Consider the following 16,740-nt stretch of genomic DNA (forward strand, 5'->3'; position numbering starts at 1 on the left):
CCAGGCTTAAACCCTGAATAATTCGTGTTGCAGCCAACACCCAGGCAACTCGGATTATTTTGGGGGTATACGGGGATAAAAATACATTTCAGGAGTAAGACAATGATAACAAAACGTTTATGGCGTCAGGTGGTCATCGCTGCTTTGCTGGCTGGCGGGAGTTTTACCGTCGCGGCAAATCCCGCCCCGTCGCCGGTATCTTACGGTGTTGAAGCGGATGTCTTTCATCCGGTTCGCGCGCAGCAGGGGATGGTGGCCTCGGTGGATGCGCTGGCGACCCGGGTTGGGGTTGATATTTTGCGCCAGGGAGGGAATGCCGTCGATGCCGCGGTGGCGGTGGGCTATGCGCTGGCGGTTACGCATCCGCAGGCCGGTAACATTGGCGGCGGCGGGTTTATGATGCTGCGGACCAAAGACGGGCACACCACGGCGATAGATTTTCGCGAAATGGCGCCGGAGCAGGCCACACGGGATATGTTCCTTGATGATCATGGCAACCCGGACAGTAAAAAATCGCTCACCTCGCATCTGGCTTCCGGCACCCCGGGCACCGTTGCGGGCTTCTCATTAGCGCTGGAAAAGTACGGCACGCTGCCGCTCAACAAGGTGATGCGCCCGGCGATCAAGCTGGCAGAAGAGGGCTTCACGGTTAACGATGCGCTGGCTGATGACCTGAAAACCTACGGGAGCGAAGTGATCCCGCAGCACCCGAACAGCAAGGCCATCTTCTGGAAAAACGGCGAGCCGCTGAAAAAGGGCGACAAGCTGGTACAAAAACAGCTGGGGAAAAGCCTCGAGCTGATCGCCGAGCATGGCCCGGATGCGTTTTATAAAGGGGCGATTGCCGATCAGATTGCCGAAGAGATGCAGAAAAACGGTGGGCTGATAACCCGGGCGGACCTCGCAGGCTACAAGGCGGTCGAACGTACGCCGATCGCCGGGGAGTACCGTGGTTACCAGGTGTTCTCGATGCCACCGCCGTCGTCCGGCGGGATCCACATCGTGCAGATCCTCAATATTCTTGAAAACTTCGATATGCAGAAATATGGCTTCGGCAGCGCAGACGCCATGCAGGTGATGGCGGAGGCCGAAAAACATGCCTATGCTGACCGCTCGGAGTATCTCGGTGACCCGGACTTTGTTAGCGTGCCGTGGCAGGCGTTAACCAACAAAGCTTACGCTAAATCCATTGCCGATCAGATTGATATCAACAAAGCCAAACCCTCCAGCCAGATCCGCCCCGGCAAACTGGCGCCCTATGAAAGTAACCAGACCACCCATTTCTCGGTGGTGGATAAAGACGGCAATGCGGTGGCGGTCACCTATACGCTGAACACCGTTTTTGGCACCGGGATTGTCGCGGGCAGTTCCGGGATCCTGATGAATAACCAGATGGATGATTTCTCGGCGAAACCGGGCGTGCCGAATGTTTACGGGCTGGTGGGCGGCGATGCCAATGCCGTCGGGCCGAAAAAACGCCCGCTGTCGTCGATGTCGCCGACCATTGTAGTGAAAGAGGGCAAAACCTGGCTGGTGACCGGCAGCCCGGGCGGCAGCCGCATTATCACCACCGTTCTGCAGATGGTGGTGGATACGATAGATTTCGGCATGAACGTCGCGGAAGCCACCAACGCGCCACGCTTCCACCATCAATGGCTGCCGGATGAGCTGCGGGTGGAGAAGGGCTTTAGCCCGGATACGCTGAAACTGCTGGAACAGAAGGGGCAAAAAGTGGTGCTGAAGGAGGCGATGGGCAGCACGCAGAGCATTATGGTAGGCCCGGACGGCACGCTGTACGGCGCTTCCGACCCGCGCTCGCCGGGGGATTTAACCGCCGGATACTGAGTCAACGGCCGGGCAGCACGTCGTGCGCCCGGCCTGTAAGCCTGTCTTAAGATCTACTTCAGGCGCGCCATAAAGTACGCATCGACATACTCGCCGTTGCGCAGCGCGAATTTCCGTCCGGTCCCTTCAACGACAAAACCATATTTGCGATAGACGGCAACGGCGGCGGCGTTATCGGCAAACACCGTGAGTTCGATCCGTTCCACCCGCAACCAGTTATCGCACAGGCCGATCAATTCGCGCATCAGGGCGCTGCCAACGCCGCGCCCCTGAAATGGCGCCGCCACGCTCATCCCGAAGGTGGCGACATGGCTTCGGCGTGGTCGGGGTTCGACGCTGAGCATCAGGTGGCCGACAACCTGCTCATCGATCGTGGCAACCAGGTGGTGGCCATGTGGCCGGGGTTGTAGCCGTTCCTGCCACATTTCCATTGACGGATGCGGGAGCTGTAGCGTGTCGTGATAGACCTCCGGGTGTGCAGTCAGCTGGCGTAAAGGTTCTGCATCGCGCGGTTCTGCGTGGCGTATCACTATCTCACTCATTCCTCTTCTCCCTTGTACCTGAATCTCAGGCTTTGTGTGCTTAATGCTTCTTTTAAACATCCCTGACTTTAAAAAAGGCGTCAACGGCTATTTTTTGTAAAAAGAGGTAGACAAGTGCGAATGAGAATGATTATTATTGTCCTGCATTCAGGAAGACCCTTGCGGAAAGCCTGAAAGCACGACATTGCTCACATTGCTTCCAGTATTACTTTAGCCAGCCAGGTGCTGGCTTTTTTTTTGCGTTTTTCAGGCCCTCACCCCGCAGGGCTTAGCGATAGCGCGGTCTCCGTCCCCGGTTTTCCTCCCCGATCGTCTTTCAACGCTGGTGCTTCAGGTGTTTCGCTCAGTGCCGGCACGAACTCAGTCTGGCCGCAGAATACCGACCATTTTTCATTATCATGAATAAATTATGTTATTTATCATGTTTTTATTGGCTGTTTTTGTGTGTGGTGATTGGCGCCTTCTGCAGATAAATTTATGCAATCACGGACCGGGAAAGAGTTAAGTTCCTTGCCGGGGTGCGCTATGGTTAACGGCAGAAACCTCAACAAAGGACGTTATTATGACTCTGCATTGTGCATTTATCGGATTCGGTAAAAGTACCACCCGCTACCATCTGCCCTATGTTCTGCACCGTAAAGACCGCTGGCACGTCGCGCATATCTATCGCCGCAGCGCGAAGCCCGAAGAGCAAGGGCCGCAGTACTCGCATATCCACTTCACCAGCGATCTTGATGAAGTGCTCAATGACCCACAGGTCAAACTGGTCATTGTCTGTACCCATGCGGATAGCCATTTTGACTATGCAAAACGGGCGCTGGAGGCGGGAAAAAATGTGTTGGTGGAAAAACCGTTCACACCAACGATGGCAGAAGCGAAGGCGCTGTTTGCGCTGGCGAAGAGCAAAGGCCTGACGGTAACGCCGTACCAGAACCGCCGCTTTGACTCCTGCTTCCTGACGACGAAAAAAGTCATCGAGAGCAGAAAACTCGGCGAGATCGTCGAAATTGAGAGCCATTTTGACAACTATCGTCCGGTGGACGGTGGTAAACCGGGATTGCCGCAGGACGGCGCGTTTTACGGCCTTGGCGTGCACACGATGGACCAGATTATCTCGCTGTTTGGTCGCCCGGACCACGTCGCCTATGACATCCGCAGCGTGCGTAATAAAGCCAATCCGGATGATACCTTCGAAGCCCAGTTGTTCTACGGCAACATGAAAGCCATCGTCAAAACCAGCCATCTGGTGAAGCTGCCTTATCCGAAGTTTATCGTCCACGGTCATCGTGGGTCGTTTATTAAGTACGGCATCGATCAGCAGGAGACCAGCCTGAAAGCCAATATCATGCCGGGGGAAACTGGTTTTGCCGCGGATGACAGTATCGGTGTGCTGGAATATGTTGATGACACTGGCGTCAGCGTGCGTGAGGAGATCGGCGTAGAGCCGGGCGACTATGGCTGGGTCTATGATGCGCTGTACGATACCCTGGTGAACGGCCGGGAGAATTACGTCAATGAATCTGAGGTTCTCACCAATATGGAGATCCTCGAACGCGGCTTTGAGCAGCCTTCTCCATCCGCAATAACCCTCATGAAATAAGCTTTTTGGGCTCCTCGGTTCTTGTTCATATTTTTTGAACAGAGGAGTCAATTTTCACCCTCTATGATCGTCAGTGGAATGAGTCCACACTTACTCCATCGAAAACATACGGGGGTGCAACATGATCTACTTACGCAAAGCTAACGACCGCGGTCACGCTAACCATGGCTGGCTGGATTCCTGGCATACTTTCTCTTTCGCTAACTATTACGACCCGAACTTTATGGGCTTCTCGGCACTGCGCGTCATTAACGATGACGTGATTGACGCCGGTCAGGGCTTCGGTACCCACCCGCACAAAGACATGGAAATCCTGACCTATGTGCTGGAAGGGGCAGTTGAGCACCAGGATAGCATGGGTAACAAAGAGCAGGTGCCTGCTGGTGAGTTTCAGATCATGAGCGCCGGTACCGGTGTTCGTCACTCGGAATACAACCCGAGCAGCACCGAGCGTCTGCGCCTGTATCAAATCTGGATTATGCCGCAGGAAAACGGGATTACTCCGCGCTACGAACAGCGTCGCTTTGATGCAGCGCAGGGCAAACAGCTGGTGCTGTCGCCGGATGCGCGTGAAGGCTCCCTGAAGGTGTATCAGGATATGGAGCTCTACCGCTGGGCGCTGCTGAAAGACGAGCAGTCGGTACATCAGATTGCCGCTGAACGCCGCGTGTGGATCCAGGTTGTTAAGGGCGAAGTGACCATCAACGGGACCAAAGCAACGACCAGCGATGGCCTGGCGATTTGGGATGAGCAGGCTATTTCTGTTCACGCCGACAGCGATAGCGAAATCCTGCTGTTCGATCTGCCGCCGGTCTGAGCCCTTGTTGAACAAGTCTAAATTAATTGCCCAACCTTCCCAAACATCCGGGAAGGTTGGGCTTTGTCCGTGATAAACTGAGAAAATGTCTCCCGTTTATCACAGTCAGGACGATGAAAAAGAAAAGACCCGTACTTCAGGATGTAGCCGATCTTGTCGGCGTGACCAAAATGACGGTCAGTCGCTTTTTACGTAACCCGGAACAGGTTTCCGAGGCTTTGCGTGGCAAGATTGCCGTTGCTCTCGATGAACTGGGTTATATCCCCAATCGTGCGCCTGATATCCTCTCGAATGCGACCAGCCGCGCTATCGGCGTGCTGCTGCCGTCGTTAACCAACCAGGTCTTCTCGGAAGTACTGCGCGGCATTGAAAGCGTCACGGATGCCTTTGGCTATCAAACGATGTTGGCGCACTACGGTTATAAGCCGGAGATGGAAGAGAAACGTCTTGAATCCATGCTCTCCTGGAACATTGATGGCCTGATCCTCACCGAACGCACCCATACCCCCCGCACGCTGAAGATGATCGAAGTGGCCGGCATCCCGGTGGTCGAACTGATGGACAGCCAGTCGCCGTGTCTCGATATCGCCGTGGGTTTTGACAACTTCGACGCCGCACGACAGATGACCGCCGCGATTATTGCCCGCGGCCATCGCCATGTGGCTTATCTTGGTGCGCGCCTCGATGAACGTACTATCATCAAACAGAAGGGCTACGAGCAGGCGATGTTTGATGCTGGCATGACGCCTTACAGCGTGATGGTTGAACAGTCGTCGTCCTACTCATCAGGGATTGAGCTGATGCGTCAGGCGCGGCGGGAATACCCGCAGCTCGACGGTATTTTTTGTACCAACGATGACCTGGCGGTCGGGGCGGCCTTTGAGTGCCAGCGCCTGGGATTAAAAATTCCGGATGATATGGCGATTGCCGGTTTCCACGGCCATGATATTGGTCAGGTGATGGAACCGCGGCTGGCCAGCGTGCTGACCCCGCGTGAGCGCATGGGCCGCATTGGCGCCGAACGTCTGCTGGCCCGTATCCGTGGTGAAACCGTTACGCCTAAGATGTTAGATTTAGGTTTCACATTGTCACCGGGCGGATCTATTTAATCCGACAAGTTTGAAGTAGATCACACATATTCATTTCTGGCACGAATGGTGATTGCTTATCCCTTAGTCCGGCATGACAATGTTACCGATAACAGTTACCCGTAACAATTAATCTGTATGCGAGCCTTCCATGCTGTATTTCTGCAGCTTGTGCGGCCTCGCATATGTGTCCAGTGGGAGGAAGCTTTGAGCACGACTAACCATGATCACCACGTCTATGTCCTGATGGGCGTTTCCGGCAGTGGTAAATCCGCTGTCGCCAGCGAAGTGGCGCATCAACTGCATGCCGCGTTTCTTGATGGCGACTTTCTGCATCCGCGCAGCAATATCAATAAGATGGCCTCCGGTGAGCCGTTAAATGACGACGACCGTACACCGTGGCTCCAGGCGCTGAACGACGCCGCTTTTGCTATGCAGCGCACCAATAAAGTTTCGCTGATTGTCTGCTCCGCATTGAAAAAGAGCTATCGCGACATTCTGCGTAAAGGTAACCCGAACCTGTCGTTTGTCTACCTGAAAGGGGATTTTGACCTGATCGAAAGCCGTCTGAAGGCGCGTAAAGGCCACTTCTTCAAAACCCAGATGCTGGTGACGCAGTTTGAAACGCTGCAGGAGCCAGGTGCAGACGAAGGCGATGTCTTAATCGTCGATATTGATCAATCGCTGGAAGGCGTGGTCGCGAGCACCATTGAGGTGATCAACAAAGGCAGTAACTAGTGAGTACTTTAACGCTTGTTTTAACCGCAGTCGGCTCCGTTTTGCTGCTGCTGTTTTTAGTCATGAAGGCACGTATGCATGCCTTCGTGGCCTTGATGGTGGTTTCTATTGGTGCCGGTCTTTTTTCGGGAATGCCGCTGGATAAGATCGCAGCGACCATGGAAAAAGGGATGGGCGGTACGCTGGGTTTCCTGGCGATTGTCGTGGCGCTTGGTGCGATGTTCGGCAAGATCCTCCATGAGACCGGCGCAGTCGATCAGATAGCCGTGAAGATGTTGAAATCTTTCGGTCACAACCGCGCCCATTATGCGATTGGTCTGGCCGGGCTTATCTGTGCGCTGCCGCTGTTTTTCGAAGTGGCTATCGTACTGCTGATCAGCGTCGCCTTCTCGATGGCGCGCCATACCGGTACCAACCTGGTGAAGCTGGTGATCCCGCTGTTCGCCGGTGTTGCTGCCGCGGCGGCATTCCTGCTGCCAGGACCGGCGCCGATGCTGCTGGCATCACAGATGCACGCCGATTTTGGCTGGATGATTCTGATTGGTCTGTGCGCGGCGATTCCGGGAATGATTATCGCCGGTCCGCTGTGGGGCAACTTTATCAGCCGCTATGTAGAGCTGCATATTCCTGACGATATCAGTGAACCGAGCCTGGGCGAAGGCAAGATGCCGTCATTTGGTTTTAGTCTGTCGCTGATCCTGCTGCCGCTGGTGCTGGTTGGGCTGAAAACCGTCGCTGCACGCTTTGTGCCGGTAGGCTCTACTGCTTATGAATGGTTCGAGTTTATCGGCCATCCGTTCACCGCGATTCTGGTGGCCTGTCTGGTGGCGATTTATGGCCTGGCGGTCCGTCAGGGCATGGCGAAAGACCGGGTCATGGAGATCTGTGGTCACGCGCTGCAGCCGGCGGGGATTATCCTGCTGGTTATCGGGGCGGGCGGCGTCTTTAAACAGGTGCTGGTGGATTCTGGCGTGGGCCCGGCATTGGGTGAAGCCCTGACCGGTATGGGTCTGCCGATTGCCGTGACCTGCTTCGTGCTGGCGGCAGCGGTGCGTATTATTCAGGGTTCTGCGACCGTAGCCTGCTTAACCGCCGTCGGGCTGGTGATGCCGGTGATTGAGCAACTGAACTACAGCGGCGCGCAAATGGCGGCGTTGTCCATCTGTATCGCCGGCGGCTCCATCGTAGTGAGTCACGTCAACGATGCGGGCTTCTGGCTGTTCGGTAAATTTACCGGTGCCACCGAAGCGCAGACGTTAAAAACCTGGACGATGATGGAAACTATCCTCGGTACCACCGGTGCCATCGTCGGTATGATCGCGTTTACGCTGCTGAGCTAAACGTTGGTCACCTCGCCCGGCTGAGCGACGCAAAGCCGGGCGATATTTTCCTCTGATATCCCCCGCCATTTCCTTCCTGCTGAGCGCTGCGAAAAACGTATTAATCCTCGTAAGGCCGCACCAGCTCTGGGTTTGTGCGAACCGTCCAGCCACATGTCAGTCGCGCCATTTCCGGACGATTTCATAACCCAGATCAATAAATCAGCGGCAGAAAATATTCCCTTCCCCGGGCAATATACCGATAATCTTTAGGGTTTCCTGGATGCTGCTGGCAACAGAGGTGGCGTGAATAATAAGCTGCTTTTCTGATTGCCGCGCAATCATTGATTAATTTCACTTGCGACTTTAGCAGCATTTTGTAATGTGAGGGATGATCCAGTAGGAAACTGGCTTGGCACAAACAGCACACATCTCCCAGGAAATACGTTATGAAAAATGTTGGTTTTATCGGCTGGCGCGGAATGGTCGGCTCTGTACTCATGCAACGCATGGTTGAAGAGCGCGATTTCGACGCCATTCGCCCTGTTTTTTTCTCCACCTCTCAGCTGGGGCAGCCTGCTCCTTCCTTCGGTGGTAGCACCGGCGGCACGCTTCAGGATGCATTTGATCTGGAAGCACTGAAAGCGCTGGACATTATTGTGACCTGCCAGGGCGGCGATTATACCAACGATGTATATCCGAAGCTGCGTGAGAGCGGCTGGCAGGGTTACTGGATTGATGCGGCCTCGTCGCTGCGTATGAAAGACGATGCCATCATTATTCTCGATCCGGTTAACCAGGATGTGATTACCGCCGGCCTGAACAACGGCGTGAAAACGTTTGTTGGCGGTAACTGTACCGTCAGCCTGATGCTGATGTCCCTTGGAGGCCTGTTTGCACAGGATCTCGTTGAGTGGGTTAGCGTGGCGACGTATCAGGCAGCTTCCGGCGGCGGCGCGCGCCATATGCGCGAGCTGTTGACCCAGATGGGCCAGCTGCATACCCACGTAGCGGCAGAACTGGCGGATCCGGCTTCAGCGATTCTGGATATTGAACGCAAGGTGACGTCGCTGACGCGCAGCGGCGAGTTGGCAGTCGATAACTTTGGTGTGCCGCTGGCGGGCAGTCTGATCCCGTGGATCGACAAACAGCTGGATAACGGCCAGAGCCGTGAAGAGTGGAAGGGCCAGGCAGAGACTAACAAGATCCTCGCCGCCCCGTCAGTGATTCCGGTTGATGGCCTGTGTGTTCGTGTGGGCGCCCTGCGTTGCCACAGCCAGGCGTTCACCATCAAACTGAAAAAAGATGTCTCTATCCCGACCGTTGAGGAACTGTTGGCGGCGCACAATCCGTGGGCCAAAGTGGTACCTAACGATCGCGATATTACCATGCGCGAGCTGACCCCGGCTGCCGTTACCGGCACCCTGACCACCCCAGTCGGTCGCCTGCGCAAGCTGAATATGGGGCCGGAGTATCTCTCGGCCTTCACTGTCGGAGACCAGCTCCTGTGGGGCGCTGCAGAGCCGCTGCGACGCATGTTGCGCCAGCTGGCTTAATATCCGACTCAACAACGGGAAAGGGGGTGTTTAACACCCCCTTTTTTTTGCGTAATACAAGGAGTAAACGCGGATGTTAGATTTTTTCCAACGGAGGTAAGTCAGCCTTGGCTATGCTTTAAGTAAGGAACGACAACGTTGCCTTACCTGAAGGTGGGACGGAGCAGAAGGATGCACAGAGTGCTGCACCGTTCAGGTCAAAAAAAGTCGTCAGATACAGGAAATGACGGCACTTACAACAGGATGAAACCATGTCTAATCGTATCGATAGAGACGTGATTAATGCGCTTATCTCTGGCCATTTTGCGGATCCTTTTTCCGTGCTTGGCATGCATCAAACGGATGCCGGTCTGGAGGTACGTGCGTTATTACCCGATGCTACTGATGTATGGGTTATTGAGCCGAAAACCGGGCGCAAAGTAGGCAAACTGGAATGCCTCGATTCACGCGGGTTCTTTAGCGGCGTCCTGCCGCGTCGAAAAAATGCCTTTCGCTACCAGCTGGCGGTGACCTGGCATGGTCAACAAAATCTGATTGATGATCCTTACCGTTTTGGCCCGCTGCTGCAGGACCTCGACGTCTGGCTGCTCTCTGAGGGGACCCATCTGCGCCCGTATGAGACGCTGGGCGCGCATGCCGACACGATGGACGGCATCACCGGGACACGTTTCTCCGTCTGGGCGCCGAACGCCCGCCGGGTTTCCGTCGTCGGCCAGTTCAACTACTGGGACGGGCGCCGCCATCCGATGCGCCTGCGGAAAGAGTCCGGTATCTGGGAGCTGTTCATCCCCGGCGCGCATAACGGTCAATTGTATAAATTCGAACTGATCGACGCCCACGGCCATCTGCGGGTGAAATCTGACCCTTATGCCTTTGAAGCTCAGATGCGTCCGGACAGCGCCTCGCTTATCTGCGGGTTGCCGGAAAAGGTCGAACAGCCGGAGGCTCGTCGCCAGGCTAACCAGTTTGATGCGCCGATTTCAATTTATGAAGTTCACCTCGGTTCATGGCGCCGTCATACCGATAACAACTTCTGGCTGAGCTATCGCGAGCTGGCTGACCAGCTGGTGCCGTATGCCAAATGGATGGGCTTTACCCATCTGGAACTTCTGCCGGTTAACGAACATCCGTTTGATGGCAGCTGGGGCTATCAACCCACCGGGCTCTATGCACCAACCCGCCGGTTTGGCACCCGTGAAGATTTCCGCTATTTCCTCAATGCCGCGCATGCCGCTGGCCTGAACGTGATACTGGACTGGGTTCCCGGCCACTTTCCGTCCGATGACTTCGCGCTCGCCTCGTTTGATGGCACCTCGCTGTATGAACACAGCGACCCGCGCGAAGGGTATCACCAGGACTGGAATACGCTGATCTATAACTACGGTCGCCGCGAAGTCAGCAACTTCCTCGTCGGGAATGCGTTGTACTGGATTGAGCGCTTCGGGATCGATGCGTTGCGGGTCGATGCCGTGGCGTCGATGATCTATCGCGACTACAGCCGCAAAGAGGGCGAGTGGGTACCAAACGAGTTTGGCGGTCGGGAGAATCTCGAAGCGATTGAGTTCCTGCGCAATACCAACCGCGTGCTCGGCGAACAGACGCCGGGGGCGGTCACCATGGCGGAAGAGTCCACCGATTTCCCCGGCGTTTCCCGGCCTTCGTCGACCGGCGGCCTCGGTTTCTGGTTCAAATGGAACCTCGGCTGGATGCACGATACCCTTGATTACATGAAGCTCGATCCTGTCCATCGCCGTCATCATCACGACAAGATGACCTTCGGGATGCTCTATAACTACACCGAAAACTTCGTGCTGCCGTTGTCCCACGATGAAGTGGTGCATGGCAAAAAATCGATTCTGGACCGTATGCCAGGTGACGCATGGCAGAAGTTTGCCAACCTGCGCGCCTACTACGGCTGGATGTTTGCCTTCCCGGGCAAAAAGCTGCTGTTTATGGGGAACGAGTTTGCCCAGGGGCGGGAGTGGAACCACGATGGCAGCCTGGACTGGCATCTGCTGGAAGGCGGTGACAACTGGCACCACGGCGTCCAGCGTCTGGTGCGCGATCTGAACCATACCTATCGCCACCATAAAGCGCTCCACGAACTCGATTTTGACCCCTACGGCTTTGAATGGCTGGTGGTGGACGACCACGAACGTTCGGTCTTTGTTTTCGTGCGCCGCGATAAAGCCGGTAACGAGATTATCGTTGCCAGCAACTTCACCCCGGTTCCGCGTCATGACTACCGCTTCGGGATCAATCAGCCTGGACGCTGGCGTGAGGAGCTGAATACCGACTCGATGCACTACCACGGTAGTAATACCGGCAACGGTGGCGTCGTGGAAAGTGATGCTATCGCCAGCCATGGCCGTGAACATTCGCTGTCAATTACGCTACCGCCGCTGGCGACCGTCTGGTTGGTACGGGAGGCACAATGACGATGCTGGCCGCCGGAAAACCCTCACCGTTAGGCGCGAGCTATGATGGAAAGGGCGTGAATTTTACGCTCTTATCCGCCCATGCTGAGCGGGTAGAGCTGTGCGTCTTTGATGCACAGGGTAATGAGCAGCGCTTTGATTTACCCGCGCGCAGCGGGGATATCTGGCACGGCTGGCTGGCGGATGCCGGGCCAGGGTTACGCTACGGCTACCGTGTTCACGGCCCGTGGGACCCGGCGCAAGGGCACCGTTTTAATCCGGCGAAACTGCTGCTCGACCCCTGTTGTCATCGGGTCGAGGGGGGGCTGCCCGATGACGAGCTGCTCCACGGCGGCGACCATACGCCGGATCACCGGGACAGTGCGGCGATTGCGCCGAAGTCGCAGGTGGTGGATCTGCACTACGACTGGCACAACGATGCGCCGCCCCGAACGCCCTGGGGGCAGACGGTCATCTACGAAGCCCATGTGAAAGGGCTGACCTGGCTGCACCCGGCGCTGCCGGAGGCCATTCGCGGCACCTATAAAGCGTTGGGTCATCCGGTGATGATCGACTACTTCACCACTCTTGGGATCACGGCGCTGGAGCTGATGCCTGTGGCGCAGTTCGCCAGTGAACCGCGATTACAGAGAATGGGCCTGAGCAACTATTGGGGCTACAACCCGATGGCGATGTTCGCGCTCGACCCGCGCTACGCCAGCGAACCGGAGCGCGCGCTTGACGAGTTTCGTGATGCGGTGAAAGCGCTGCATGCCGCGGGAATCGAAGTGATCCTCGACGTGGTGCTGAACCATAGCGCGGAAATTGACCTGGAGGGGCCGACCTTCTGTTTTCGCGGAATCGACAACCGTTACTATTATTGGATAAGAGACGACGGGGATTACTACAACTGGACCGGCTGCGGCAACACCCTCAATCTGAGCCAGCCTGGCACCGTGGAGTTTGCCCGTCAGTGCCTGCGCTTTTGGGTCGATGAGTGCCACGTCGACGGCTTCCGTTTCGACCTGGCTTCGGTGATGGGCCGTACCCCGCAATTTCGCCAGGATGCGCCGCTGTTTGAGGCGATTCGCCACGATCCGCAGCTTTCAGCCGTCAAGCTGATTGCCGAACCCTGGGATATTGGTGCCGGGGGGTATCAGGTGGGCAATTTCCCGCCGCTGTTTGCCGAATGGAACGATCATTTCCGTGATGTCGCAAGGCGGTTCTGGCTACATAACAACGTGTCGCTGGGCGAGTTCGCCCGGCGTTTTGCCGCCTCCAGCGATGTTTTTCAGCAAAACGGGCGGCTGCCGGCCGCGGCGGTCAATCTGGTCACCGCCCATGACGGGTTCACTCTCTGCGACTGCGTTTGTTTCAATCAGAAACACAATGAGGCAAACGGTGAAGAGAATCGCGATGGGACTAACAATAACTACAGCAGCAACCATGGTATAGAAGGGTTAGGCGGCAGTCTTGACGTGATGGAACGGCGTCGGGACAGCGTTCATGCCCTGTTGTCCACGCTGCTGTTGGCACAGGGGACGCCGATGCTGCTGGCGGGTGACGAGCATGGTCATAGCCAGCATGGCAATAATAACGCTTATTGTCAGGACAATGCCCTGACCTGGCTTGACTGGCGTCAGGCCAATGGTGGACTGACCGCATTTACCGCCGCGCTCATTCATCTGCGCCGTAGCATACCGGCCTTAACCGGGAATGCGTGGTGGCAGGAAGGGGACGGCAACGTGCTGTGGCTAAACCAGAATGCGCAACCATTAACCGCTGACGAGTGGCAGCATGGCATCCCACGCCTGCAGATTCTACTCTCCGATCGTTGGCTGGTGACGCTGAACGCCACCCCGGAGGTGGCGCCAATGGAATTACCTGAGGGGGAGTGGCACGCCGTTCCTCCTTTCGCCGGAGAGGATAATCCGGTCGTCATAGCTGTCTGGCATGGGCCCGCGCACGGAGTGTGCGTATTTCAAAGGTCGTAAGCCCTGAAGCTTCCGGTTGGACTCGCGGCGGCTGCGCGGTGGGAAGGACGGGAAGACCGGGATGTAAAAAGGAGTTAATCATGGTTAGGCTTGAAAAGAATGACCCATTGATGCTGGCGCGTCAGCTGCCGATCAAAACCGTTGCGTTGATTCTGGCGGGGGGGCGCGGTACCCGGCTTAAGGACTTAACAATCAAGCGTGCAAAACCGGCCGTCCATTTTGGCGGTAAGTTTCGCATCATTGATTTCGCGTTATCTAACTGCATTAACTCAGGTATTCGCCGTATCGGCGTGATCACCCAGTATCAATCCCACACGTTGGTACAACATATTCAACGTGGCTGGTCGTTCTTTAGCGAAGAGATGAACGAATTCGTCGATTTGCTGCCGGCACAGCAGCGTGTGCATGGCGAAAACTGGTATCGCGGCACCGCAGACGCCGTGACGCAGAACCTCGATATCATCCGCCGCTATAAAGCGGAATATGTGGTGATCCTCGCCGGCGACCATATCTACAAGCAAGACTATTCCCGCATGCTGATCGACCATGTCGAAAAAGGGGCGCGCTGCACCGTCGCCTGTATGCCGGTGCCCATCGAAGAGGCATCGGCGTTCGGCGTGATGGCGGTGGATGAGAGCGACAAAATCATCGAGTTCGTCGAGAAACCGGCCAACCCGCCGGCCATGCCGAGCGATGCGAGTAAATCGCTGGCCAGCATGGGGATCTATGTCTTTGATGCGGATTATCTTTATGAGCTGCTGGCGGAAGACGATAACGACGAAAATTCCAGCCACGATTTCGGTAAAGATATTATTCCTAAGATCACCGAAGCTGGCATGGCTTATGCACATCCTTTCCCACTTTCCTGCGTGCAATCTGACCAGGATGCGGAACCGTACTGGCGCGATGTAGGAACGCTGGAGGCCTACTGGAAAGCGAACCTTGACCTGGCTTCGGTGACGCCGGAGCTGGATATGTATGACCAGAACTGGCCGATTCGCACCCATATGGAGTCTCTGCCGCCGGCGAAGTTTGTGCAGGACCGCTCCGGCAGTCACGGCATGACGCTGAACTCCCTGGTATCGGGCGGCTGTATTATCTCCGGCTCCGTGGTGGTGCAGTCGGTGCTGTTCCCGCGCGTGCGCGTGAACTCATTCTGTAACATTGATTCGTCAGTCTTATTGCCAGAAGTATGGGTGGGGCGCTCGTGCCGTCTGCGCCGCTGTGTCATCGATCGTGCCTGTGTCATTCCTGAAGGGATGGTGATCGGTGAACATGCGGAAGAAGATGCGCGTCGGTTCTACCGCTCAGAAGAAGGTATCGTGCTGGTTACGCGTGATATGTTGCGGAAGTTGGGGCATAAACAGGAGCGCTAATGCAGGTCTTACACGTATGTTCGGAGATGTTTCCGCTGTTAAAAACCGGCGGCCTGGCGGATGTCATCGGCGCGCTGCCTGCGGCACAAATCGCGGAAGGTATAGACACGCGTGTGTTGTTACCGGCCTTCCCTGATATCCGTCGTGGAGTGACCGATGCGCAGGTAGTGACGCGCCGGGATACCTTCGCGGGTCGTATGACGCTGCTGTTCGGCCATTTTAACGGCGTGGGGATCTATCTGATCGATGCCCCGCATCTCTACGACCGCCCAGGGAGCCCTTACCACGATACCCATCAGCATGCTTATACCGACAATGTGCTGCGCTTTGCGCTGCTGGGATGGGTCGGCAGCGAAATGGCCAGCGGGCTGGATCCTTTCTGGCGTCCCGATGTTGTGCACGCCCATGACTGGCATGCGGGGCTGACACCCGCCTATCTGGCGGCGCGTGGACACCCGGCGAAATCGGTCTTTACGGTGCATAACCTGGCCTATCAGGGGATGTTCTACTCCTGGCACATGAATGATATCGAACTGCCCTGGTCGTTCTATAACATGCATGGCCTCGAGTTCAACGGGCAGATCTCGTTCCTGAAAGCGGGACTCTATTATGCCGACCACATTACGGCAGTGAGCCCGACCTACGCGCGCGAGATCACCGAGCCGCAATACGCCTACGGCATGGAAGGGCTGCTGCGTCAGCGCCAGCATGAAGGGCGGCTATCGGGGATTCTTAACGGGGTAGACGACCGTATCTGGAACCCGGAAAGCGATCTGCTGCTGGCCGCGCGTTACGATCGTGACCGCCTTGAAGAGAAAGCAGAAAACAAACGCCAGCTGCAGATTGCAATGGGGCTGAAAGTCGATGACAAAGCGCCACTGTTTGCCGTCGTCAGCCGCCTGACCAGCCAGAAAGGGCTGGATTTGGTGCTGGAAGCGCTGCCGGGCCTGCTGGAGCAGGGCGGGCAACTGGCGCTGCTGGGGGCGGGCGATCCGGTACTGCAGGAAGGTTTCCTGGCCGCGGCGGCGGAACATCCAGGGAAAGTTGGCGTGCAGATCGGCTATCACGAAGCCTTCTCCCACCGCATTATGGGCGGTGCCGACGTGATTCTGGTTCCCAGCCGTTTTGAACCCTGCGGCTTAACGCAGCTGTATGGCCTGAAGTACGGCACGTTGCCGTTGGTACGTCGTACCGGCGGCCTGGCGGATACCGTCACCGACAGTTCACTGGAAAACCTCGCCGATGGCGTGGCCAGCGGTTTTGTGTTCGAAGACAGTAATGCACTTTCGCTATTACGGGCCATTCGACGCGCCTTCGTGCTGTGGTCGCGCCCGTCGCTGTGGCGATATGTGCAGCGCCAGGCGATGAATATGGATTTTAGCTGGCAGGTTGCCGCGAACTCCTATCGCGAACTTTATCAACGCTTGATGTAACCACAGGAGTCATTG

12 protein-coding genes are annotated in these 16,740 nt (G+C 56.3%); 11 read left to right on the top strand and 1 reads right to left on the bottom strand.

The annotated features are described in order from the left end of the window. Positions 1-102: 102 nt before the first annotated feature. Positions 103-1,845, top strand: a complete 1,743-nt coding sequence (ggt, locus tag ACMYSP_RS14240) for a gamma-glutamyltransferase (RefSeq protein WP_123757297.1) — start codon at positions 103-105, stop codon at positions 1,843-1,845. Between the two features lie 53 nt (positions 1,846-1,898). On the opposite strand, the gene yhhY is transcribed toward ggt, so the two are convergent. Further along, positions 1,899-2,375, bottom strand: coding sequence for an N-acetyltransferase (gene yhhY / locus ACMYSP_RS14245; RefSeq protein WP_434587100.1), 477 nt, complete (start codon positions 2,373-2,375; stop codon positions 1,899-1,901). Positions 2,376-2,949: 574 nt separating this feature from the next. Here yhhY and ACMYSP_RS14250 point away from each other — a divergent pair. From ACMYSP_RS14250 to glgA, 10 genes are all read left to right on the top strand, one after another. Beyond that, positions 2,950-3,987 carry an oxidoreductase gene (locus tag ACMYSP_RS14250; protein WP_434582697.1) on the top strand — a complete coding sequence of 346 codons (1,038 nt, stop codon included), beginning with the start codon at positions 2,950-2,952 and terminating at the stop codon, positions 3,985-3,987. A gap of 121 nt (positions 3,988-4,108) precedes the next feature. Further along, positions 4,109-4,804, top strand: a complete 696-nt coding sequence (locus ACMYSP_RS14255) for a pirin family protein (RefSeq protein ID WP_434582698.1) — start codon at positions 4,109-4,111, stop codon at positions 4,802-4,804. 113 nt (positions 4,805-4,917) lie between these two features. Then, positions 4,918-5,913, top strand: coding sequence for a gluconate operon transcriptional repressor GntR (gntR, locus tag ACMYSP_RS14260; RefSeq protein ID WP_123757301.1), 996 nt, complete (start codon positions 4,918-4,920; stop codon positions 5,911-5,913). A 186-nt stretch (positions 5,914-6,099) separates the two neighbouring features. Further along, the gene (gntK, locus tag ACMYSP_RS14265) at positions 6,100-6,630 is read left to right on the top strand and encodes a gluconokinase (RefSeq protein ID WP_004868532.1); all 531 of its coding nucleotides are present in this window, start codon (positions 6,100-6,102) and stop codon (positions 6,628-6,630) included. Next, a complete protein-coding gene (gene gntU, locus ACMYSP_RS14270) occupies positions 6,630-7,970 on the top strand; it encodes a gluconate transporter (protein ID WP_174510111.1) in 1,341 nt (446 codons plus the stop codon). Before gntK ends, gntU begins: the two co-directional genes overlap by 1 nt. 428 nt (positions 7,971-8,398) lie before the next feature. Beyond that, positions 8,399-9,505, top strand: a complete 1,107-nt coding sequence (gene asd / locus ACMYSP_RS14275) for an aspartate-semialdehyde dehydrogenase (protein ID WP_154144988.1) — start codon at positions 8,399-8,401, stop codon at positions 9,503-9,505. Positions 9,506-9,756: 251 nt separating this feature from the next. Then, positions 9,757-11,943 (top strand): 1,4-alpha-glucan branching enzyme, encoded by a 2,187-nt coding sequence (gene glgB / locus ACMYSP_RS14280; RefSeq protein ID WP_434582699.1) that lies wholly within the window; start codon positions 9,757-9,759, stop codon positions 11,941-11,943. Then, entirely contained in the window at positions 11,940-13,916 is a 1,977-nt protein-coding gene (gene glgX / locus ACMYSP_RS14285; protein WP_434582700.1) for a glycogen debranching protein GlgX, read from the top strand. The genes glgB and glgX overlap by 4 nt, the downstream gene beginning before the upstream one ends. A gap of 80 nt (positions 13,917-13,996) precedes the next feature. Beyond that, the gene (glgC, locus tag ACMYSP_RS14290) at positions 13,997-15,292 is read left to right on the top strand and encodes a glucose-1-phosphate adenylyltransferase (protein WP_434582701.1); all 1,296 of its coding nucleotides are present in this window, start codon (positions 13,997-13,999) and stop codon (positions 15,290-15,292) included. Next, positions 15,292-16,725, top strand: a complete 1,434-nt coding sequence (gene glgA / locus ACMYSP_RS14295) for a glycogen synthase GlgA (RefSeq protein ID WP_434582702.1) — start codon at positions 15,292-15,294, stop codon at positions 16,723-16,725. Before glgC ends, glgA begins: the two co-directional genes overlap by 1 nt. Positions 16,726-16,740: the final 15 nt, after the last annotated feature.

It is taken from the genome of Klebsiella sp. R390 (assembly GCF_051131745.1).
In the GTDB taxonomy this organism is placed as follows: domain Bacteria; phylum Pseudomonadota; class Gammaproteobacteria; order Enterobacterales; family Enterobacteriaceae; genus Klebsiella.